The sequence below is a fragment of the Serratia sp. FS14 genome, assembly GCF_000695995.1.
Taxonomy (GTDB): Bacteria; Pseudomonadota; Gammaproteobacteria; order Enterobacterales; family Enterobacteriaceae; genus Serratia; species Serratia nematodiphila.
In genome coordinates this window covers 2,468,813-2,488,617 of the sequence record NZ_CP005927.1, presented here as the reverse complement: position 1 = coordinate 2,488,617, position 19,805 = coordinate 2,468,813, and the positions used below count along the sequence as shown (strand labels likewise).

Here is a 19,805-nt window from a genome sequence, read left to right as displayed (position 1 = left end):
CTCATTAAATAACGGGCTGTGGCGTCAGTTGAGATCTTCCGGATACGGAAAATGCTCGGCCGCCAACGGTGGCGTATTGTAGAACGATTGCAGCGCCTGAATAAAGCGCGCAGGCCTTGTGGGTATTCCCTGCTCCAGCAGCGCCAATACCCGGGCGCGCACCTTGCGTTGGAACGCAATGCGATCCGGCTCGCAGTCGCCGTTCAGGTTGTCGCAGCTGACGTTGAACGGGAAACCGGCCGCCCCGCAGAACATCCATTCCAGTGCCTGCGGTTTGATCTCCACGGCTTCGAATTCGCTCTGGGTCTGCGCGTCGCGCCCGTCCGGGCAATACCAATAACCGAAGTCCACCAATTGGCGGCGCGCTTCACCGGCGATGCACCAGTGCGAAATTTCGTGCAGGCCGCTGGCGTAGAAACCGTGGGCGAACACGATGCGGTGATACGGCAATTCGTCGTCGGCCGGCAGGTAGATCGGTTCGTCGTCGCCCTTCACCAGGCGGGTGTTGTAGTCATCGCTGAAGCAGCGATTGAAGATCGCGATCAACTGCTCATAGTGATGGCGGGTCTGCGTGTCTGACATAAAAAAACTCTATAACCACAAAAATAAAGAGGCCATTATACCCGATAAGACAGGGCGCGTAAGCAGCGCACCCTCTTCATCTTTAACCGCGCACGAAGGTGGCCAACCACTGCTGAATCTCTGCGCCGTGATTGTCGTAAAGCAGCTTGAGGCTCATCACCAGCGAGACGATCACGATCATCGGCCGAATCAGTTTCTGCCCGCGGGTCAGCACCATGTGCGCGCCCAAACGCGCCCCCAGCACCTGCCCCACCAGCATCACCAGACCGATGCTCCACACCACCTTGCCGCCGATGATGAACAGCGCCAGCCCGCCGACGTTGGAGGTAAAGTTCAGCACCTTGGCGTGCGCCGTGGACTTGGCGAGGTTGAAACCGCACAGCGTCACATAGGCCAGCGCGTAGAATGAGCCGGCGCCGGGGCCGAAGAAACCGTCGTAAAACCCGACACAACCGCCGGCCACCAGCCCGAACGGCAAGGCGCCGAGGCGGCGTTGACGATCTTCCTCACCCAGGCGCGGCATCAGCAGGAAGTAGAGACCGATGCCGATCACCAGCAGCGGCAGCATCTGCCGCAGCAAATCGGCGCGCATATGCTGCACCAGAATGGCGCCGGCGATCGAGCCGATCAGCGTCAGAAAAATCGTCAGCTTCTGGTCATTGAGGTTCACCGCTCGCCGACGAATGAAGTACAGACTGGCGGAGAAGGAGCCGCCGACCGACTGCAGCTTATTGGTCGCCAGCGCCTGCGCCGGAGGAACCCCCACTGCCAGCAAGGCCGGCACCGTCAGTAATCCGCCGCCGCCGGCGATGGAGTCGATAAACCCCGCCAGCAGCGCTACCGCAAACAACACCCCGAGCATCTCGGGGCCAATGACGAACCAGTCCATGTGTTATTCCGCTGAGAAATGGTGATCCAGCAATGCCTGACAGGTAGGCGGCAACGGCGGCGGCACGGGTTTGCCCGGCTTCGCGTTCGGCTGATGAGGTACGAACCAACTCGCCAGTTCGGCGCCGCAGCCATCGCCCGGCGGCGGCGTATCCTGCTCCTGGCACTCCAGGCTGCCGGCCGGACAACGCAGACGCACGTGCATGTGCGCACGGTGGCCGAACCACGGCCGCACCTTGTGCAGCCAGGCGCGATCGGCGCCGGCGTCCAGGCACAGACGCTGCTTGATCGCCGGGTTGACGAAGATGCGCGTCACGTCCGCATCCTGCGCCGCCAGTTTGATCAGCGACTCAATTTGCGGTTGCCATTGGCTCGCCACCACCTGCTTGCCGTCGCCCGACACCAGGTCGATCGGCTGCGGCTTGAGCAATTGCTGCGCGCTCCAACGTTGGCGCGGCAGCTGCAGCCAGATGTCGACGTCGAGCCCAGACTGGTGGCTGGCGTGGCCGCTGCTGAAGCGCCCGCCGGCCGGCATCGCCATATCGCCGATCAGCACCGTGCCCAGCGCTTTCTGGTTCGCTTTGCTGCTGAGGCGCTGTATGAACGCCAGCAGATCCGGATGGCCGAAATAGCGGCGCTGGTCGGTACGCATCACCTGGTAGTTCGGTGAGTTCAGCGGCAACGGCTGCGCGCCGATGACGCAGCCGTTGGCGAAACCGCCCACCGCCTGCGGCGCGCCGGCCACCGGATGATCGATTTTCTGCCACGGCGTCAGCGCCATGGCAGAGGCGGAGGCCGTCAGGGCCACCAGGCCCAACATCCAGTTTTTCATGGCGATTACCAGCGCGGTACGTCGGAAACCACATCACCGTTTTGCGCGCGCTGGCGCAGCAGGTGATCCATCAACACGATCGCCATCATCGCTTCGGCGATCGGCACGGCGCGGATGCCCACGCACGGATCGTGGCGACCGCGGGTGACCATTTCCACCGCTTCGCCCTGGCGATTGATGGTACGGCCCGGCACCATGATGCTGGAGGTCGGCTTCAGCGCCAGATGCGCAATCACCGGTTGGCCGCTGCTGATGCCGCCGAGAATGCCGCCGGCATGGTTGCTCTGGAAGCCTTCCGGGGTGATTTCATCGCGGTTTTCGCTGCCGCGTTTGGTCACCACGGCGAACCCGTCGCCGATCTCCACGCCTTTCACCGCGTTGATGCTCATCAGCGCGTGCGCCAGATCGGCATCGAGGCGGTCAAACACCGGCTCACCCAGGCCAACCGGCACGTTTTCAGCAATCACGCTGACCTTGGCGCCGATGGAGTCACCCTCTTTTTTCAGCGCGCGCATCAGTTCGTCCAGCGCTTCCAGCTTGTCCGGATCCGGGCAGAAGAACGGGTTCTGTTCGACCTGATCCCAGTCTTTCAGCTCGCAGGTCACGTCGCCGATCTGCGCCAGATAGCCGCGCACCTGCACGCCGAACTTCTGCTGCAGGTATTTCTTGGCGATAGCGCCCGCCGCGACGCGCATGGCGGTTTCACGCGCCGAAGAGCGGCCGCCGCCGCGATAGTCGCGCAGACCGTATTTCTGTTCGTAGGTGTAGTCGGCATGCCCGGGACGGAACACGTCTTTGATGGCGCTGTAGTCTTGCGAGCGCTGATCGGTGTTTTCAATGATCAGACCGATGCTGGTGCCGGTGGTCACGCCTTCGAATACGCCGGAGAGAATGCGCACCTGATCCGGTTCACGGCGCTGGGTGGTGTAACGCGAGGTGCCCGGACGACGGCGGTCCAGATCGTGTTGCAAATCGGCTTCGGTGAGCGGGATGCCGGGCGGCACGCCGTCGACGATACAACCCAGCGCCACCCCGTGAGATTCACCGAAGGTGGTGACGCGGAAAATCTGCCCAATACTGTTTCCTGCCATCACGGCTCCTTACCGTTAGTCTTTTATCGTTATGCGGCCCGCCATGCGGGCCTTGGAAATGCGGCTTAGCTGCGATAGAGGCTGAAGTGATCCTTGCAATCCACCAGCTGCTGTTTGGTCAGCATGAACACGCCGTCGCCGCCGTTTTCGAATTCCAGCCAGGTGAACGGGATGTCCGGATATTGTTCCATCAGATGTACCATGCTGTTGCCCACTTCACAAATCAGCACGCCGTCGTCGGTCAGGTAGTCCGGCGCGCACGCCAGGATGCGGCGCACCAGCTTCAGGCCATCGCTGCCCGCCGCCAGGCCCAGTTCCGGCTCGAAGCGGAACTCCTGCGGCAGATCCGACATGTCTTCCGCATCGACGTACGGCGGGTTGGTAACGATCAGATCGTACTGGATCGCGGGAACGTCGCGGAACAGATCGGAACGGATCGGGATCACCTGATGTTCGACGCCGTGCGCCTGAATATTGCGCTCGGTTACCGCCAGCACGTCGCTGGAGATGTCCACCGCGTCCACTTCCGCTTCCGGGAAAGCGTAGCCGCAGGCGATGGCGATGCAGCCGCTGCCGGTGCACATGTCGAGGATATGGCGCGGCGGGTGCGGGATCAGCGCGCTGAAACGATCGTTGATCAGCTCGCCGATCGGTGAACGCGGCACCAGCACGCGCTCGTCGACGTAAAATTCCATGCCGCAGAACCAGGCCTTGTTGGTCAGATAGGCGACCGGGATGCGTTCGTTGACGCGGCGGATCACGCGCTCAACGATGCGATGGCGCTCGCTGGAAGTCAGACGGGCGGTGTGCATGTCCTCCGGAATGTCCAACGGCAGGAACAGGCTTGGCAGCACCAATTGCACCGCTTCGTCCCACGGATTATCGGTTCCGTGACCATAATAGATATTGGCGGCGTTGAAGCGGCTTACCGTCCAGCGCAGCATATCTTGAATGGTGTGCAGTTCGTTCACTGCTTCGTCGACGAAAATTTTGTCCAATTTGCCCTCCGGCAGGCGCTGTGTTTCATGATTTAGCCGCATAGTTTGCCATGAAGCCCGCGACAAATCACGCTTGCCCCTCGCGCTTTTCACTCTGGCCCGAGTTTTGCGTCGACAGCGCTCATTCACAAGGTAAACTAGCGAAATAAACGATTTCCGGTGAATGAAGCATGAAGAACAAGCCCCCTCTGAGCAAAGACGAACAACAGCTCTTCAGAGAGTCGGTGGCGGGCGCGAAAAAGCTGCGCCAGGACACCATCGCCCACCGCCCGCCGAAGCCCAAGGTCAAACAGATTGCGCCGCAACGATTGCTGCAGGAGCAGGTCGATGCCAGCTATTATTTTTCAGATGAATACCAGCCGCAGCTGGAAGAGGAAGGCCCGACGCGCTACGTGCGCCCCGGCAGCAGCCCGTATGAGCTGAAGAAGCTGCGGCGCGGCGATTACTCGCCGGAGCTGTTTCTCGATTTGCACGGCCTGACCCAGCTGCAGGCCAAGCAGGAGCTGGGGGCGCTGATCGCCGCCTGCAAACGCGAGCACGTGCACTGCGCCTGTGTGATGCACGGGCACGGCAAGCATATCCTCAAGCAGCAAACGCCGCTGTGGCTGGCGCAGCACCCCGACGTGCTGGCGTTCCACCAGGCGCCGAAGGAATGGGGTGGCAACGCCGCCATCCTGCTGTTGGTGGAGCTGGCCGAGTAGCCCCCCTCAGAAACGACTCAGGGCGATGTCAGACATCGCCCTGAGTTTATTCCGCACCGCATCCGCGGTTCACACTTTGGCCATCACCTGCGATGGGCTGACCTGCCATTCAAACTTGCCGTAGCTGCCGTCCGCCGGCAGATCGACGTTGGCGATCGCCGAGGTCGCGAACATCGGCGGGCACTCGCCCGGGCACAGTTCGGCCACCAGATACCCCACCAGCGGCAGGTGCGACACGATCAGCACCGAGCTCACCCCTTGCATCGCCAGCGCCTGCAGATAGCTGCCGACCTGTTCGGCGTTGCCGCCCGGCGTCAGCTCGGGCAGCACTTCTTCGCCCTCCGGCAGCGTCAAGGCTTCACGCACCGTCGCCAGCGTCTGTTCGGCCCGCAGATAGGGGCTGACCAGCACGCGTTCAATATCCACAGACTTGGTGTTCAACCAGGCCGCCATCTGACGGGACTCGTCGCGGCCGCACAGGGTAAGGGGCCTTACCGCATCGCTGGCTGCCTCGAGCGCCGCCTCTCCGTGACGCATAATCAAAACTTGCATATTGCACCGCTGTTGTTGACAAAGTAACGCTATACAGAAACGCCGTGCGTGCTGTACCGCCGAGTTTTCCAACCCAAAGCCAAAGCTTTAAAACGATAACGCGCCGTCTCTTTATGGCGGCCGGGCATTTTGCCTGAAAGTTTGCCTAAAGAAAACGCTGTTTTTTACAGCAACCCTCCCCGGGCAAACCTCGATTGCTCACAGAACAATCAATTCAACGGGTTAAATTTTAACCTTGCCGCCATGAAATTTATTGATGGCGGTCAAGCTAACTTACCGCTGCCTCAGCCTTGCTGTACAGCCTCACCGGCTGACGCTGTCGCAAGGAGTGATGGCGATCACAACGCGGCCCTGTTGCAACTATAGTGCAAATCGGGCCGCCCTGCGTTCAGCTCCCCAGCGGGTAAAAGCGCTCGCCCTGCTGCGCCATGCGCTGCAAGCGCTCGCACGGCGCGAAGTGCTCGCCGTGCTGCTGGCGCAGGTAGTCCAGCGTCTTCACCACTTTCTCGGCGCCGAGCTCGTCCATATAGCGGAACGGGCCGCCGAGGAACGGCGGGAAACCGATGCCGAACACCGCACCGATATCGCCGTCGCGCGCGCTGCGGATCACGCCTTCATCCAGGCAGCGCGCCGCTTCGTTCAGCATCATCATCACGCAGCGCTGGGCGACGGTCGCCGGCAGCATGTGCGCCTTCGGCGTGACGCCGAGCAACGTATACAATGAGGTATCCGCGCGTTTACGCCGCTGCCGCTGCTGCCCTTCGCTCGGGTAGAGATAGAAGCCGCGGCCGTTCTTGCGCCCTTTGCGCCCGTCCTTCAGCACCGCATCGAACGCGGCAGGCGCGGCGAAGCGCGGCCCCAGCGCCTCAACCAGCACCGGAATGATCTTGGTGCCGACGTCGATGCCCACTTCGTCCAACAGGGTGATAGGGCCGACCGGGAAGCCGAAGTCCACCAGCGCTTTGTCCAGCGATTCAATGGGCTCGCCTTCCAGCAGGCAGCGCGCCGCTTCGTTGATGTACGGCGCCAGGATGCGGTTGACATAAAAACCGGCGCTGTCGCCCACCACGATGGCGGTCTTGCCCTGCTTGTGCGCCAGCGCTACGGTGGTGGCGATGGTTTGTTCGCTGGTGCCGGCGTGCGGGATCACTTCCACCAGCGGCATTTTATCCACCGGGCTGAAGTAGTGCAGACCGATCACCTGCTGCGGCCGCTGGGCCTGTTCGGCGATTTGACCAATAGGCAGCGAGGAGGTATTGGAGGCGAACACGGTATGCGGCGCGCAGTTCGCTTCGACCTCGGCCACCATTTTCTGCTTCAGCGCCAGATCCTCAAACACCGCCTCGACCACGATATCCACCTGCTCGAAGCCGGTGTAATCGGTAGAGCCGGAGATCAACATCATCTGCTTTTGCCGCTCCGCCGGGCGCATGCGCTTGCTGCGCACCCGCTTGCCGAGTACGTCCCAACTGTATTTCAGCGCATGATTGATGCCGGTTTCATTGATGTCTTTGATGCGCACCGGCAAACCGCCGCGCGTGGCGGTGACACAGGCGATGCCGCCCCCCATCAGGCCGCCGCCGAGAATGCCGACGCGATGCAGGGCATGCGGCTGCGCATTGCCGCCCCGCTCTTTTTTCAGCGCGGTGGAGGCGAAGAACAGGCTGCGCAACGCCGCCGACTGCGGCGTCATCGCCAGCTCGCCAAAGGCGCGCGCTTCGGCCTCATAGCCGCTGGCGCTGCCGTGATCCAGCCCGGTTCGCACCACCTGAATAATGCGCTCCGCCGCCGGGTAGTTGCCGTGGGTTTTCGCCAACGTTTTCTTGCGCACGATGCTGAACAGCAGATTTCTGCCCAACGGGCCATTGAGCAGGCGATCCTGCCACGGCAGCTCGCGCTGATGTTTCCAGCCCTGTTTCACCCGCTCGATGGCGGTCTGCAACAGGATCGATTGCGGCACGGCGTCGTCCACCAGCCCCATGCGCAGTGCCTGGCGGGCGCGAATGTGCTTGCCGGTCAGGATCATGTCCAGCGCCTTGGCGGCGCCTATCAGGCGCGGCAGGCGCTGAGTGCCGCCAGAGCCCGGCAGCAGGCCCAGCTGCACTTCCGGCAGACCGAGCGCGGTTTTGTCATCCAGCGAACAGACGCGGCCGTGGCAGGCCAGCGCCAATTCCAGCCCGCCGCCCAGGCAGGCGCCGTGGATGGCCGCTACCACCGGCACCGGGAAAGCGGCGATCTGCGCCAGCGTGCTCTGCCCTTTCTTGGCCAGCGTTTCCGCCTCTTTGGCGCTGGTGCAGGCGGCGATCATGGTGATGTCGGCGCCGGCGATAAACGAGTCCGGCTTGCCGGAAACGATCACCAGCCCTTCCAGTGCAGTGTGCTGCTGCGCCCGGATCAGCACGTCGTTCACCTGTTCGACGAACTCGGCCTTGAGCGTATTGACCTTGTCGCCCGGCACGTCGATGGTGATCACCCCGATGTTGTCGGGGCGGATCGTCAGTTGAAAGGCCGACGGTTTGGCGCGCTGTTCATGCAATGCGTTTTCGAAACTCATTATTCCACCTCCACGATCATCGCGGCCCCTAACCCGCCGGCGGCGCAGGCGGTGGTCAGGCCCAGCCCGCCGCCGCGGCGTTTCAGCTCACGCAGCGTCTGGGTGATCATGCGCGCGCCGGTGGCAGCGAACGGGTGGCCATAGGCGATGGAACCGCCCAGGACGTTGAATTTGTCCATGTCCACCTCGCCGATCGCCTGGCTGCGGCCAAGCTTCTCACGGGCGAACGCTTCGCTGGCGAACATCTTCAGGTTAGCCAGCGTTTGCGCGGCGAAAGCTTCATGCATATCGATGAGCGTCAGATCGGCCAGACCGATGCCGGCGCGATCCAGCGCCAGCGGCGTGGCGTAGGAAGGCCCCAGCAGCATGTCTTCCCACACGTCGATGGCGGCGAAAGCGAAACTGCGCAGATAGCCGAGCGGCTGCAGGCCCAGCTCTTTGGCGCGCGATTCGCTCATCATCAGTACCGCCGCCGCGCCGTCGGTCAACGGCGTGCTGTTGGCCGCGGTGACGCTGCCATGCTTGCGATCGAACGCCGGTTTCAGCTTGGCGTAGGACGCCAGGCTGGAGTCTTTACGGATGTTGTTGTCTTCGGAAAGCTGCGCGCGGTATGGCGGCACGTAGGCGGTCATCACCTCATCGCGCAGCCACCCCTCCCGCCAGGCCTTGGCCGCCAGCTCGTGAGAACGGTGCGCCAGCGCATCTTGCGCTTCACGGGTGATGCCGTGGCTTTTCGCCATCTGTTCGGCGGTATCGCCCATGCGCAGGCCGGTGGAATACTCCGCCACCGCCGGCGGCACCGGCATCAGATCGCGGAATTTCAGCCGGCTGAACAATTTGAGGCGCTGCGACAGCGTGCGCGCCTTGTTGACATCCACCAGCGTGCGCGCCAGCGCCTTGCTGACGCCGATCGGCAAGACGGAAGAAGAGTCCGCCCCGCCGGCGATGCCGACGCTGATGCTGCCGGCCATGATGCTCTCCGCCACGTTGGCGATCGCCTGGAAGCTGGTGGCGCAGGCGCGCGACACGCTGTAGGCGTCGGTATGGACGCTCATGCCGGTGCCAAGCACGATTTCACGCGCGATGTTCGGCGCCTCGGGCATTTGCACCACCTGGCCGAACACCAACTGCTCGATAAGCTGCGGATCGATACCGCTGCGCGCCAACAGCTCGCTCACCGCCGTTTTCCCTAAATCCACCGCCGGAATGCCGTGATAGGCGGTCGCCTGTTTGGCAAAGGGGGTACGCAGTCCATTCACAATCGCAATGCGGTCACCATGACGGGTCACCAACGGCAGTGCCTTACTCATAAATGCTCCTGAAGAAAATAACGTCAGCGCAATGGGCAGAAAGAGGTCTGACCTGATGAGGTCATTGTTAACCAAACGGTTACATTTGGCAAACCGGCAGAGATCAAAACTGCGAGCAGGCGCACTTTCTATCGGGAGGGGTACGGGAAAGGAAATCCCCGGCGCACAACAGGCGGCGCCGGGGGTAAAGCCGGGATTAACGCAGGCCAAGCTGGAAGATCAGGGTTTCCGCCTGGCAGGCGAAGGTAAAATCAGCTTCCAATTGTACGCCGCCGTCAACCGGTTTAATGCTACTGCTGATGTCACAGGGATCGGATTCGACCGCGCGCGCCTTTTCGCTCAGCGCCGCCAGCATCGCCTCCGCATCTTGTTGATTGCTGAACACCTGGCTGTAGGATGCGGTGCAATCGGTGTTATCCATCACGGTGCCGACATCCACGCAGCAACACGCGGCGGTTTCCTGGGCGCTGCATTTATTAATTGCATCTGACATGGTTGGTTCTCCTCAAGGGCCTCGGTTATCAGCCCAAATTGCCGTTTTATTCACCGACGCAAAGCCACAAAATTCTGTGGGTATTTTACGCTCCCAAGCCGGCAATCACTAGCACTTACTTTTACTGGGTGTTTTAAGTGATGGAAATCACAAATAAAAATGAGCGCCTGCTAAGAAATGGTAAGAATTTTGTTATTTACCGCTGGCTTTTTGTTAAGCAGATCTCTTTTTTGATATCAGAGTGGAAATATTTCAAAAACAAACTTGCAACATTTTCACAGGTCAGACCTATACTTCAGCCACTGGTCTGATTTGTCTGAACGATAACGGACCCTACAATCCCGCGCTCCTTGTTACTTCGTGTAACAATAGTTTAAATAATAAACACATAATGAGGTTTTGGTCATGAGCCAGAAAAACCTATTGACTAAATCAGCTCTCGCAGCTGCAGTGGCAATTATTTCTTCAAACGTGTCTGCCGCAGGATTCCAGCTGAATGAGTTCTCATCAGCTGGTTTAGGACGTTCGTATTCTGGCGAAGGCGCCATGGCGGATACGGCGGCCTCCGCAAGCCGCAACCCGGCGTTGCTGATGATGTATACCCGCCCGGAACTCTCTTTCGGCGCAGTCTTCATCGATCCGGACGTAGATATTTCCGGTACCTCACCTTCCCGCGCCAGTCTGGATGCGAAAAACATCGCGCCGACCGCCTGGGTACCGAACCTGCATTATGTTCACCCGATTAACGATCAATTCGCCGTAGGCGGCTCGGTCACCAGCAACTTCGGTTTGGCGACCGAATTCAATAACGGTTACACCGCAGGCGCTTACGGCGGTAAAACCGATCTGGAAACCCTGAACCTGAACCTGAGCGGCGCCTATCGTTTGGACCAACACTTCAGCTTTGGCCTGGGTTTTGACGCCGTCTACGCCAAGGCTAAACTCGAGCGTTACGCCGGTGAATTGCCTAAGCTATTGGCCGCTCAAGGCTTACAAACCGGTAGATTAACGCAGCAGCAAGCCGGAATGATCGCTCAAATCCCTGGCGATACCCAGATTTCGCACCTGAAAGGCGATAAATGGGGCTTCGGCTGGAACGCCGGTATTCTCTACGAAGTGGATGAAAACAACCGTTACGGCTTCACCTATCGCTCTGAAGTGAAAATCAAGTTCGACGGCGATTACAAGAGCAGCCTGCCGGCACAGTACAACCCAATTACCCAGGCGCTGGGCGTTGGTTTACCATGGGGCACCAGCGGCAGCACCATCCCAGGTTCTCTGGATCTGAACCTGCCGGAAATGTGGGAGCTGTCCGGTTACAACAAAGTGGCGCCGCAATGGGCCGTACACTACAGCCTGGCCTACACCAGCTGGAGCCAGTTCCAGGAGCTGAAAGCCACCGGCAACAACGGCCAGACCCTGTTCCAGAAGCATGAAGGCTTCCGCGATGCCTACCGTATCGCATTGGGCACCACCTACTTCTACGACGACAACTGGACCTTCCGTACCGGTATCGCCTTCGATGACAGCCCGGTGCCTGCCCAAAACCGTTCGATCTCCATTCCGGATCAGGACCGTTTCTGGCTGAGTGCCGGTACTACCTATGCGTTCAACAAAGACGCTTCGGTTGACGTCGGCGTGTCCTACATGCACGGCCAGAAAGTCACCATCAATGAGGGTCCTTACACCTTCAACTCGGTGGGTAAAGCCTGGCTGTACGGCGCCAACTTCAACTACCGCTTCTAATCTCGCCTGAGATGGATGCCAAAGCGCCCCGCGGGGCGCTTTTTCTTTGCCTGTCGCTCGCCGCGGGCGTAAAAAAACCCGCCAGACGGCGGGTTTTCATGGGCATAAGGCCGGCGGTTACTGCGAGTCGATTTCGTCCAGATCGCCCTGAATCGCCTTGGCGTTCGGGTTCTCTTCCGGCTTGAGCGAACCGCCGTTGGCGATGAAGTCGTGGCGCTGGAAGTAAGCTTCACGCACCATGACATAAGGATCGGAGGAGTTGCGCAGCAGGCCGTCGGAATCCAGCAGTTGAGCGCGGGTTTCGATACCCTCGACCACCCATTTGCCCGCCGACATCCAGAAGGTCAGGTAACTCAGCATCGGATACAGCGTATCCGCAAAGTCGCCGCCTTCGTCACGCAGCGTGAAGCTGCCGTAGCCCGGCAACATCACGTACGGGCCGTAGCCCACATCGTAATGCCCCAACGTGCTGCCGAAACGGTTCGGCTCTTCGCGCGCCAGTTTCGGGTTGGCCATGCCGGCCACGTCGATCAGGCCGCCCATCCCGAGCAGGGTGTTCAGGAAGAAACGGTTGAAGTGGATCATCCCGCGGTAAGGATCGCCCTTCAGGAAGGCGTTGACCATGCTGGCCGGCTCTTCCAGGTTAGAGGTGAAGTTGCTGATGCCGTTACGCGCCGGCATCGGCACGTAGTCACGCCAGGCCACCGCGACCGGACGCAGGATATAAGGATCCAGGACGTTGTAGTTGAAGTCGAACATCGTCCGGTTAAATCCTTCCAGCGGATCGGAACGCCCTTGCGGATCGTTGTCTGGCGCGCTGGCACAGCCCACCAGTAATACCGTTGCGAATGCCACCCCAGTCAGGCGAAAGTTCATATTTTTCTCCATAAAAACACGTTCGGTCTTATTTTTCAGGGACCTGCTTGTTTATCTGAACGCTAACCTGCTCTTTACCGCTGAATGTCTGCAGCGAGCTTTCGCCGAACCAGTCCCCCGGCTGCGGCGTGGCCAATCCGTCCTGTGAGAGGCGCACACGCACCTGCACCTGATGCTGCGCCGAGAGCAGACGCTCGGGCATCATGGCGTTGCTGTCATCCAGTGAGAAAGACAGCGGAAAACGGCTCAGCGGCAATTGTTTTACCGCGACCGGCACCGGACTGACGCCGTCGGTGACCGAAATGACCAGCGTCCCCTGCGGCGGCATGGCTTTCGCCGCCTGCGGTGACAGCGCAACGGTCACATTCAGTTTAACATTTTCTCCGCCTGCCTGGGCTTTTGCTTGTGCAATACTGCGCTTTATCACTTCCGCGCGCGGATCGTTGGCCGGCAGCAGCTGCAGCATCACCTGCCAGGCGCCGATCGCCTGCTTGAAATCGCCCTGTTCGAAGGCATTGAACGCCAGCAGGCTCAGCACCCGCGGATCGCCGTGGTTTTCCGCGATCATGCGCCGCAACAGCTGCGCCGCCTGCTTGTTATCCTCCGGATCGTTGGAGCGCGTCAAGACCTCGGCATAGCCGAGCCGCACTTCCAGACTATTCGGATCCAATTGATAAGCATGAGCAAACGCCTGCGTAGCGGTGGTGGCATTATTCAGCGCCATGCCGACGCGCCCCAGCATCATCCAGTCATTGATGTTGCGATCGTCCTGTTGCAGCGCGGTGCGCAGCCCCAGCCCGAGGCGAGCAATCTCTTCCATGCTCAGCGGTTTGGCGCGCTCATTGGCAACGCGCTCGCGCAATTCCGGCATTTGCGCCTGCACCAGACGCCAGTCCAGCACCTGCGCCAGCCCGCCGGTTTTCAGATAAAAGCCAACGGTCACCGCCAGCAGTAACAGCACGCCCGGCACCAGCGCCCAGCGGTTGATCGGCTTCGCCTGCGCCATCTGCTCGGCCGGGATGTCGTTCAACAGGTTCTGTTGCAGCTCTTTGACCAGTTCCGGGCGCTCGGCTACCACGCCCTGCTGCTCATCCTGCTCCAACTCGCTGAGGCGATCCTGATAAAACGCCTTGTTCAGCGCATCGCGCGTGGCGGCGCTCTGCTCGCCGCGGCGCATCGCCGGCACCACCAGCAACGCGGCAGCGCCGGCCAGCAACACGCAAATAATCAGCCAAAAAGCCATTAGGGTTTCTTCCTGTCAGTCTCTTGCAACAGCGCCGCCAGGCGCTGCCGTTCCCGTTCGGAGAATGCATCGTCCACCGCCGCGTCGGGCTTGCGACGGGGGCGCAGGATCACCACTGCCCCGCCGATCAATACGAACAGCAGCGGGCCGATCCACAAGATCAGCGTCGCCGGCGTTACCGGCGGCTCGTAGGTGACGAAGTTGCCATAACGCGCCACCATGTAATCGATGATCTGCTGCTTGCTTTGCCCCTGCATCATCAGCTCGTACACCTTGGTGCGCATGTCGGCGGCGATAATGGCGTTGGAATCGGCAATGCTGTTGTTTTGGCATTTCGGGCAGCGCAGCTGTTCGGTCAACTCGCGATACTGCTGCTCCTGCTCGACGGAGTTGAAGCGATAGGTATCGATCGCCGCGGCGGCGCTCCAGCTCAGCAGCGCGGCGCACAGCAGAACAATCAGCCTCATGCCTCACCCCCGTACTTTTTATACAGCGGCAGCACTTCCTGCTGCCAGACGCGCTCATTCATGTCGCCGGCATGGCGATAGCGAATAATCCCCTGGCCGTCGATAAGGAAGGTCTCAGGCGCGCCGTACACCCCGAGATCCAACCCCAGCATGCCGTCGCCGTCGTACAGACTGAGGGCGTAGGGATTGCCGAGAGAGTTGAGCCAGGTCACCGCCTTGGCGCGATCGTCTTTGTAATTCAGGCCGACCACCCGTACGCCGCGCGCCGCCAGCGTATTGAGATACTGGTGTTCCGCGCGGCAGGTTGGGCACCAGGTGGCCCAGACGTTGAGCAAGATCGGCTTGCCGTCGCGCAGCACCGCCTGATCGTAGGTTTTGCCAGGCTGATCCAGTGATTCCAGCCTGAAGGTTGGCACCGGTTTGCCGATCAGCGCCGACTCCAGCATGGTCGGATCTTCGCCGCCCGCGTTGCGCGTGAGCTGCACCATCAGAGCCGCCACCAGCAGCAGGAAGAGCACCAACGGGATAAACAGCAGCTTACGCTTCATGATTGCGCCTCCAGTTTGCCTTCACGCTTGAGCTTTTTGCTCATGCGATAACGCGGGTCGAGAATGCACAGCAGGCCGCCGATCGCCATAAAGACACCGCCGAACCAGATCCAGCGCACGAAGGGTTTGTAATACAGGCGCACCGCCCAGGAACCGTCTTCCAGCTCCTCGCCCAGCGCCGCGTACAGATCGCGGCTGAACCCGCCGTCGATCGCCGCCTCGGTCATCATGCTGCGCGCCACGCTGTAGTAGCGTTTCTCCGCGTGCAGCGTCGCCTCCGGATTGCCGTTGCGCGTGACGTCGATGATGCCGACGCCGCCGCTGTAGTTCGGGCCGCGAATGTCGTGCACGTCGCGGAACACGAAGTGATAGTTGTGGATATCCACGCTGTCGCCGGCCTTCATCCGCACGTCGCGCTCCACGCTGTAATTCTGGCTGAAGGCGATGCCGATCACCGTCACCGCCACGCCGAGGTGGCCGAGCACCATGCCCCAGTGGCTGCGGGACAGCTGCCGCAGACCGCGCCAGAAACCGTGGCGGTGGGTGGCGCGCTCATGCAGCTCCATCAGCGTCAGGATGATCACCCACAGCGCCATGATCAGGCCCACCACCGTCATGCCGGCGATGCTGTCCTGCAGCAGCCACGGCAGCAGAATCGACAGCACCAGCGTCACCAGCAGCGCCACGCCGAGGCGGCGCCACAGTTTGCCCGGCTCATCGCGGCGCCAGCGCACCAGCGGCCCGATGCCCAACAGCAGCGCCAGCGGCGCCATCAGCCAGGTGAACATAGTGTTGAAGAACGGCTCGCCGATCGAGATGCTGCCCAGCCCCAGCTGTTTGTGCACCAGCGGCAGCAGCGTGCCCAACAGCACCACCAGCATGGCGGCGATCAGCAACACGTTATTACCCAGCAGGAAGGTCTCGCGCGAGAAAGTCTCGTGCTGCACCCGGCTGCGCACCTGGCCGCCCTTGACCGCATACAGCAGCAGCGAACCACCGATCACGATCACCAGATAGGCGAGAATAAACATGCCGCGCGCCGGATCGGAGGCGAAGGAGTGCACCGAGACCAGCACGCCGGAGCGCACCAGGAAGGTGCCCAGCAGGCACAGCGAGAAAGCGGTGATCGCCAGCAACACCGTCCAGGCTTTGAACGTGCCGCGTTTCTCGGTCACCGCCAGCGAATGCATCAGCGCGGTACCGGCCAGCCACGGCATAAAGGAAGCGTTCTCCACCGGATCCCAGAACCACCAGCCGCCCCAGCCCAGCTCATAGTAGGCCCAGGCCGATCCGAGCACGATGCCCAACGTGAGGAACACCCAGGCAGCGGTGGTCCACGGGCGCGACCAGCGCGCCCAGGCGGTGTCGAGCCGGCCGGCCATCAGCGAGGCGATGGCGAACGCGAAGGCGACCGAGAAGCCGACATAGCCCATGTACAGCAGCGGCGGGTGGAAAATAAGGCCGATATCCTGCAGCAGCGGGTTGAGATCGCTGCCGTCAATCGGGAAGTTCGGCAGCGTGCGGGTGAACGGATTGGAGGTCATGATGATGAACAGCAGGAAACCGGCGGTGATCATGCCCATTACCGACAACACCCGCGCCACCGCGTCCTGCGGCATCGCCCGGCTGCACAACGCCACCGCCAGCGACCAGCAGCTCAGCAGCAGCACCCACAGCAGCAGCGAACCTTCGTGCGCCCCCCAGGTGGCGGCGATGCGGTAATACACCGGCAGTTGGGTATTGGAGTTGGTGGCCACGTAGGCGACGGTAAAGTCATTGACCACGAAGGCATGCACCAGGCACAGGAACGCCAGCGCAATCGCGGCGAACATGCCGTAGGTCAGCGGCCGGGCCACCGCCATCATGCGGCTGTCCTGCCGCGCCGCGCCCCACTGCGGGTAAATGCTCAGCAGCAGCGCGATCGCCAGCGCCAGGCACAGCAGAAAACTGCCCAGTTCCGGCATCATGACTTGGCGCCCTCCGCCTGCGGCGCGTTATACGCTTCCGCCGGCCCTTTGTGATTCTCTTTCATCGCGTCGGCCACTTCCGGCGGGGTGTATTTCTCGTCGTGCTTGGCCAGCACTTCGCGCGCGTTGACCACGTTGCCCTCGCCCAGCACGCCCTGCGCCACCACCCCCTGCCCTTCGCGGAACAGGTCCGGCAGAATGCCGGTGTAGGTCACGCCGATCGCGCCGCGCGCATCGTAAATCTTGAAGCTGACCTGCAGCGTATTGGGATCGCGTTTCACCGAGCCGGGCATCACCATGCCGCCGATGCGCAGCCGCTGGCCGACTTCGGGCTTCTCATGGTTTTCGCCCTTACCCTGCAGGATTTCACCCGGGGTGTAGAACAGATCGATGTTGGAGCGCAGCGCGTACAGCATCAGGGTTGCGGTCAGCGCGATGCCGATCAGCACAACGATCGCCAGATAAAGGCGGCTTTTACGACGTGGATTCACAATGATTTCTCCCGCGGTGCGGCGGATTTTTGTTTTGATTGTTGCGCATGGCGAATGCGCCGCTCGCGCGCCTGACGGCGGCCGATCTCGGCGAGCAATAGCCGCCGCTGCCAGACGGTGTGCGCCACCAGCCCCAACAGCGAAATCAGCGTGACGGCGACCGCCAGCCAGACATAAAAGGCATAACCGCCCATGGCGAAAAACGCCGACCAGGAATCGAACGCGGCATTCATGACTGACGCTCCTTATTCACCAGCCCGGCGACCCACGGGCGCTGGCGCTCCTGGAACAGGATCAGATTGCGCAGGCGCATCAGCGTCAGCGTGACAAACAACAGCAGATAGCCGAGGATCGCCCAGCGCAGCGGGGTGCGCATGCTTGGCGCGATGGATTGCTGCATATTGGTCGAACCCTGATGCAACGTATTCCACCATTCGACGGAGAAATGGATGATCGGGATATTCACCACGCCCACCAGCACCAGAATGCCGGCGGCGCGGCCCGCCAGGCGGCGGTCTTCGAAGGCGTTATACAGCGCGATGACGCCCATATAGAGGAACAGCAGCACCAGCTCGGAAGTCAGACGCGCGTCCCACACCCACCAGGTGCCCCACATCGGCTTACCCCAGGCGGAGCCGGTCACCAGCGCGATAAAGGTGAACACCGCGCCGATCGGCGCCATCGCCGCCACCACGGTATCGGACATTTTCATCTGCCACACCAGGCCGATAAACGCCGCCACCGCCATCGAGGCGTAGATGCCCATCGACCACATGGCCGCCGGCACGTGAATATAAATGATGCGGAAGCTGTCGCCCTGCTGATAATCCTTCGGCGCGAAGCCAAAGCCCCATGCCCAGCCAAGCAGCAGGCAGGCCGCCGCCGCCAGCCCCAGCCAGGGGATAAAGCGGCCGCAGACGTGATACAGCCGTTCAGGCCGCGCCAGTTGATGTAACCATTTCCACATTGTCGTCAGTGCTCACGGTAATTTTTATGCGTCGGCCGCCTCGAGCGTTCGAAACGGCGAAAATCTTCTGCGGGGTACGCTCTTGCCGGCCTTGCCCCGTCTGTTCATTCAATTTGTTAGCTAGTGCACGCTCACTCGCAGCGCCGCTGCGGCGGCAAACGGCGCCAATGTCACGCTGCCCGCCAGCATCGCGCCGAGTATCGCCAGGTAACCATCAATCGGCATACCCATCGCGGCGGCGTCGATCGCGCCAGTGGCGAAGATCAGCACCGGGATATACAGCGGCAGCACCAGCAGGCTGAGCAGCACGCCCCCTTTGCGCAGGCCGACGGTCAACCCCACGCCGATAGCGCCGATCAGGCTCAGCGTCGGCGTGCCGAGCAGCAGCGTCCCCGCCACCGCCAGCCAGGTTTGCATATCAAGCGACAACAGCAGCGCCACCAGCGGCGACAGGATCAGCAGCGGCAATCCCGTCACGACCCAGTGAGCACACACTTTGCCCAGCACCGTCATCGGCAGCGGCGTCGGCAGCAGCAACAGCTGCTCCAGCGAGCCATCGAGGAAATCGTCGCGAAACAGCCGCTCCAGCGACAGCAGCGAGGCCAGCAGCGCCGCCACCCATACGATGCCCGGCGCAATGCGCGCCAGCAACTGCGGCTCCGGGCCAATCCCCAACGGGAACAGCGTGATCACAATCAGGAAAAACCACAGCGGGTTGACGATCTCCGACCCTTTACGGCAGGCGATCTTCAGTTCGCGACGCACCAGGGTCAAAAACATCACAAACTCCCCGCGTCGTGTTCCGCCAAACGAATTTTGCCCACCGTTTGGCTGACGCCGGCCAAATCCTGATGGGTGGTCAACAATACCATGCCGCCCCGCTGTGCATGTTGCTCAAAAAGGCTAATCAACTCGGCCACGCCCTGTTTATCGATCGCCGTTAGCGGCTCATCGAGGATCCACAGCGGCGCCGCGCTGAGCCACAGGCGCGCCAACGCCACGCGCCGCTGCTGCCCGGCGGAAAGCTGCGCCACCGGCAGATCTTCGTAGCCCACCAATCCCACCTGCTCCAGCGCGCGCCAGATGGCCTGCTGCTCGGCCGCGCCGCGCACCGCCTGATAAAACTGCAGATTTTCGAAGGGTGTCAATACGGCTTTGATGCCCGGTTGATGGCCGATAAACAGCAAATCTTGCTGATACGCCGCGCGATCGCGCAGCGTGTTACGCCCGCGCCAGCACACCTCACCGCCGTCCGGCCGCGCCAGACCGGCGAGGATGCGCAGCAAACTGGTCTTGCCCGCGCCGTTCGGCCCTTCTACCTGAATGATATCGCCCGGCTGAACTGAAAAGCTTAGCTCGCTAAACAGGATGCGTTCATCGCGCACGCAACTCAGACTTTTGGCTTCCAGCATCGGGGAACTCATATTTTTCTTTGGGATAGCGAATCATAGCATAAGCCTTTCCCCACACGCAGCCTGCGGCGGGCGCACCGGGAGGCC

At 61.4% G+C, this 19,805-nt stretch carries 21 protein-coding genes; 2 read left to right on the top strand and 19 right to left on the bottom strand.

Annotated elements, in window-relative coordinates; genetic code table 11:
* Window positions 1–24: 24 nt before the first annotated feature.
* The 5 genes from L085_RS11300 to prmB all read right to left on the bottom strand — a co-directional run bounded on the left by L085_RS11300 (window position 25) and on the right by prmB (window position 4,391).
* Window positions 25–582, bottom strand: a complete 558-nt coding sequence (locus tag L085_RS11300; RefSeq protein WP_044030775.1) for an elongation factor P hydroxylase — start codon at window positions 580–582, stop codon at window positions 25–27.
* A gap of 82 nt (window positions 583–664) precedes the next feature.
* A complete protein-coding gene (locus tag L085_RS11295) occupies window positions 665–1,471 on the bottom strand; it encodes a sulfite exporter TauE/SafE family protein (protein WP_044030774.1) in 807 nt (268 codons plus the stop codon).
* Window positions 1,472–1,474: 3 nt separating this feature from the next.
* Window positions 1,475–2,302 carry a penicillin-insensitive murein endopeptidase gene (gene mepA, locus L085_RS11290; RefSeq protein ID WP_044030773.1) on the bottom strand — a complete coding sequence of 276 codons (828 nt, stop codon included), beginning with the start codon at window positions 2,300–2,302 and terminating at the stop codon, window positions 1,475–1,477.
* 5 nt (window positions 2,303–2,307) lie between these two features.
* Window positions 2,308–3,393, bottom strand: a complete 1,086-nt coding sequence (aroC, locus tag L085_RS11285) for a chorismate synthase (RefSeq protein ID WP_004936219.1) — start codon at window positions 3,391–3,393, stop codon at window positions 2,308–2,310.
* A gap of 65 nt (window positions 3,394–3,458) precedes the next feature.
* A complete protein-coding gene (gene prmB / locus L085_RS11280; protein ID WP_004936224.1) occupies window positions 3,459–4,391 on the bottom strand; it encodes a 50S ribosomal protein L3 N(5)-glutamine methyltransferase in 933 nt (310 codons plus the stop codon).
* 170 nt (window positions 4,392–4,561) lie between these two features.
* Between prmB and smrB the strand changes: the two genes are divergently transcribed.
* The gene (smrB, locus tag L085_RS11275) at window positions 4,562–5,092 is read left to right on the top strand and encodes an endonuclease SmrB (protein WP_044030772.1); all 531 of its coding nucleotides are present in this window, start codon (window positions 4,562–4,564) and stop codon (window positions 5,090–5,092) included.
* Between the two features lie 69 nt (window positions 5,093–5,161).
* Here smrB and sixA read toward each other — a convergent pair whose 3' ends face one another.
* The 4 genes from sixA to L085_RS11255 form a co-directional block, all read right to left on the bottom strand.
* On the bottom strand, window positions 5,162–5,644 hold the full coding sequence (gene sixA / locus L085_RS11270) for a phosphohistidine phosphatase SixA (protein ID WP_004936230.1): 483 nt from the start codon (window positions 5,642–5,644) through the stop codon (window positions 5,162–5,164).
* A gap of 388 nt (window positions 5,645–6,032) precedes the next feature.
* Window positions 6,033–8,198, bottom strand: a complete 2,166-nt coding sequence (fadJ, locus tag L085_RS11265) for a fatty acid oxidation complex subunit alpha FadJ (protein ID WP_044030771.1) — start codon at window positions 8,196–8,198, stop codon at window positions 6,033–6,035.
* Window positions 8,198–9,508 carry an acetyl-CoA C-acyltransferase FadI gene (fadI, locus tag L085_RS11260; protein WP_004936237.1) on the bottom strand — a complete coding sequence of 437 codons (1,311 nt, stop codon included), beginning with the start codon at window positions 9,506–9,508 and terminating at the stop codon, window positions 8,198–8,200. The genes fadJ and fadI overlap by 1 nt, the downstream gene beginning before the upstream one ends.
* Before the next feature lie 196 nt (window positions 9,509–9,704).
* Window positions 9,705–10,001, bottom strand: a complete 297-nt coding sequence (locus L085_RS11255; protein ID WP_072145088.1) for a YfcZ/YiiS family protein — start codon at window positions 9,999–10,001, stop codon at window positions 9,705–9,707.
* A gap of 405 nt (window positions 10,002–10,406) precedes the next feature.
* Between L085_RS11255 and fadL the strand changes: the two genes are divergently transcribed.
* Window positions 10,407–11,747: a long-chain fatty acid transporter FadL gene (gene fadL, locus L085_RS11250; protein ID WP_044030770.1), complete on the top strand. Its 1,341-nt coding sequence runs from the start codon at window positions 10,407–10,409 to the stop codon at window positions 11,745–11,747.
* 117 nt (window positions 11,748–11,864) lie between these two features.
* Here fadL and mlaA read toward each other — a convergent pair whose 3' ends face one another.
* The 10 genes from mlaA to ccmA form a co-directional block, all read right to left on the bottom strand.
* Window positions 11,865–12,623, bottom strand: a complete 759-nt coding sequence (gene mlaA / locus L085_RS11245; protein ID WP_044030769.1) for a phospholipid-binding lipoprotein MlaA — start codon at window positions 12,621–12,623, stop codon at window positions 11,865–11,867.
* Window positions 12,624–12,651: 28 nt separating this feature from the next.
* Window positions 12,652–13,866: a c-type cytochrome biogenesis protein CcmI gene (gene ccmI, locus L085_RS11240; RefSeq protein WP_044030768.1), complete on the bottom strand. Its 1,215-nt coding sequence runs from the start codon at window positions 13,864–13,866 to the stop codon at window positions 12,652–12,654.
* Complete coding sequence (locus tag L085_RS11235; protein WP_044030767.1) at window positions 13,866–14,333, bottom strand: cytochrome c-type biogenesis protein; 468 nt, start codon at window positions 14,331–14,333, stop codon at window positions 13,866–13,868. The genes ccmI and L085_RS11235 overlap by 1 nt, the downstream gene beginning before the upstream one ends.
* The gene (locus L085_RS11230) at window positions 14,330–14,881 is read right to left on the bottom strand and encodes a DsbE family thiol:disulfide interchange protein (RefSeq protein WP_015378623.1); all 552 of its coding nucleotides are present in this window, start codon (window positions 14,879–14,881) and stop codon (window positions 14,330–14,332) included. Before L085_RS11230 ends, L085_RS11235 begins: the two co-directional genes overlap by 4 nt.
* Window positions 14,878–16,848, bottom strand: coding sequence for a heme lyase CcmF/NrfE family subunit (locus tag L085_RS11225; protein WP_044030766.1), 1,971 nt, complete (start codon window positions 16,846–16,848; stop codon window positions 14,878–14,880). Before L085_RS11225 ends, L085_RS11230 begins: the two co-directional genes overlap by 4 nt.
* Window positions 16,845–17,339 carry a cytochrome c maturation protein CcmE gene (gene ccmE / locus L085_RS11220; protein WP_004936264.1) on the bottom strand — a complete coding sequence of 165 codons (495 nt, stop codon included), beginning with the start codon at window positions 17,337–17,339 and terminating at the stop codon, window positions 16,845–16,847. The genes L085_RS11225 and ccmE overlap by 4 nt, the downstream gene beginning before the upstream one ends.
* The gene (gene ccmD, locus L085_RS11215) at window positions 17,336–17,572 is read right to left on the bottom strand and encodes a heme exporter protein CcmD (protein WP_044030765.1); all 237 of its coding nucleotides are present in this window, start codon (window positions 17,570–17,572) and stop codon (window positions 17,336–17,338) included. Before ccmD ends, ccmE begins: the two co-directional genes overlap by 4 nt.
* Window positions 17,569–18,306: a heme ABC transporter permease gene (locus L085_RS11210; RefSeq protein WP_004936270.1), complete on the bottom strand. Its 738-nt coding sequence runs from the start codon at window positions 18,304–18,306 to the stop codon at window positions 17,569–17,571. Before L085_RS11210 ends, ccmD begins: the two co-directional genes overlap by 4 nt.
* Before the next feature lie 120 nt (window positions 18,307–18,426).
* A complete protein-coding gene (ccmB, locus tag L085_RS11205) occupies window positions 18,427–19,086 on the bottom strand; it encodes a heme exporter protein CcmB (protein ID WP_016926839.1) in 660 nt (219 codons plus the stop codon).
* On the bottom strand, window positions 19,086–19,718 hold the full coding sequence (gene ccmA / locus L085_RS11200; RefSeq protein WP_004936275.1) for a cytochrome c biogenesis heme-transporting ATPase CcmA: 633 nt from the start codon (window positions 19,716–19,718) through the stop codon (window positions 19,086–19,088). Before ccmA ends, ccmB begins: the two co-directional genes overlap by 1 nt.
* Window positions 19,719–19,805 lie beyond the last annotated feature (87 nt).

Bases quoted from the DNA above. Each gene is read 5' to 3' on its own strand.
- L085_RS11300 (WP_044030775.1), bottom strand. From the start codon at position 582: ATGTCAGACACGCAGACCCGCCATCACTATGAGCAGTTGATCGCGATC.
- L085_RS11295 (WP_044030774.1), bottom strand. From the start codon at position 1,471: ATGGACTGGTTCGTCATTGGCCCCGAGATGCTCGGGGTGTTGTTTGCG.
- mepA (WP_044030773.1), bottom strand. From the start codon at position 2,302: ATGAAAAACTGGATGTTGGGCCTGGTGGCCCTGACGGCCTCCGCCTCT.
- aroC (WP_004936219.1), bottom strand. From the start codon at position 3,393: ATGGCAGGAAACAGTATTGGGCAGATTTTCCGCGTCACCACCTTCGGT.
- smrB (WP_044030772.1), top strand. From the start codon at position 4,562: ATGAAGAACAAGCCCCCTCTGAGCAAAGACGAACAACAGCTCTTCAGA.
- sixA (WP_004936230.1), bottom strand. From the start codon at position 5,644: ATGCAAGTTTTGATTATGCGTCACGGAGAGGCGGCGCTCGAGGCAGCC.
- fadJ (WP_044030771.1), bottom strand. From the start codon at position 8,198: ATGAGTTTCGAAAACGCATTGCATGAACAGCGCGCCAAACCGTCGGCC.
- fadI (WP_004936237.1), bottom strand. From the start codon at position 9,508: ATGAGTAAGGCACTGCCGTTGGTGACCCGTCATGGTGACCGCATTGCG.
- L085_RS11255 (WP_072145088.1), bottom strand. From the start codon at position 10,001: ATGTCAGATGCAATTAATAAATGCAGCGCCCAGGAAACCGCCGCGTGT.
- fadL (WP_044030770.1), top strand. From the start codon at position 10,407: ATGAGCCAGAAAAACCTATTGACTAAATCAGCTCTCGCAGCTGCAGTG.
- mlaA (WP_044030769.1), bottom strand. From the start codon at position 12,623: ATGAACTTTCGCCTGACTGGGGTGGCATTCGCAACGGTATTACTGGTG.
- ccmI (WP_044030768.1), bottom strand. From the start codon at position 13,866: ATGGCTTTTTGGCTGATTATTTGCGTGTTGCTGGCCGGCGCTGCCGCG.
- L085_RS11235 (WP_044030767.1), bottom strand. From the start codon at position 14,333: ATGAGGCTGATTGTTCTGCTGTGCGCCGCGCTGCTGAGCTGGAGCGCC.
- L085_RS11230 (WP_015378623.1), bottom strand. From the start codon at position 14,881: ATGAAGCGTAAGCTGCTGTTTATCCCGTTGGTGCTCTTCCTGCTGCTG.
- L085_RS11225 (WP_044030766.1), bottom strand. From the start codon at position 16,848: ATGATGCCGGAACTGGGCAGTTTTCTGCTGTGCCTGGCGCTGGCGATC.
- ccmD (WP_044030765.1), bottom strand. From the start codon at position 17,572: ATGAATGCCGCGTTCGATTCCTGGTCGGCGTTTTTCGCCATGGGCGGT.
- L085_RS11210 (WP_004936270.1), bottom strand. From the start codon at position 18,306: ATGTGGAAATGGTTACATCAACTGGCGCGGCCTGAACGGCTGTATCAC.
- ccmB (WP_016926839.1), bottom strand. From the start codon at position 19,086: ATGTTTTTGACCCTGGTGCGTCGCGAACTGAAGATCGCCTGCCGTAAA.
- ccmA (WP_004936275.1), bottom strand. From the start codon at position 19,718: ATGCTGGAAGCCAAAAGTCTGAGTTGCGTGCGCGATGAACGCATCCTG.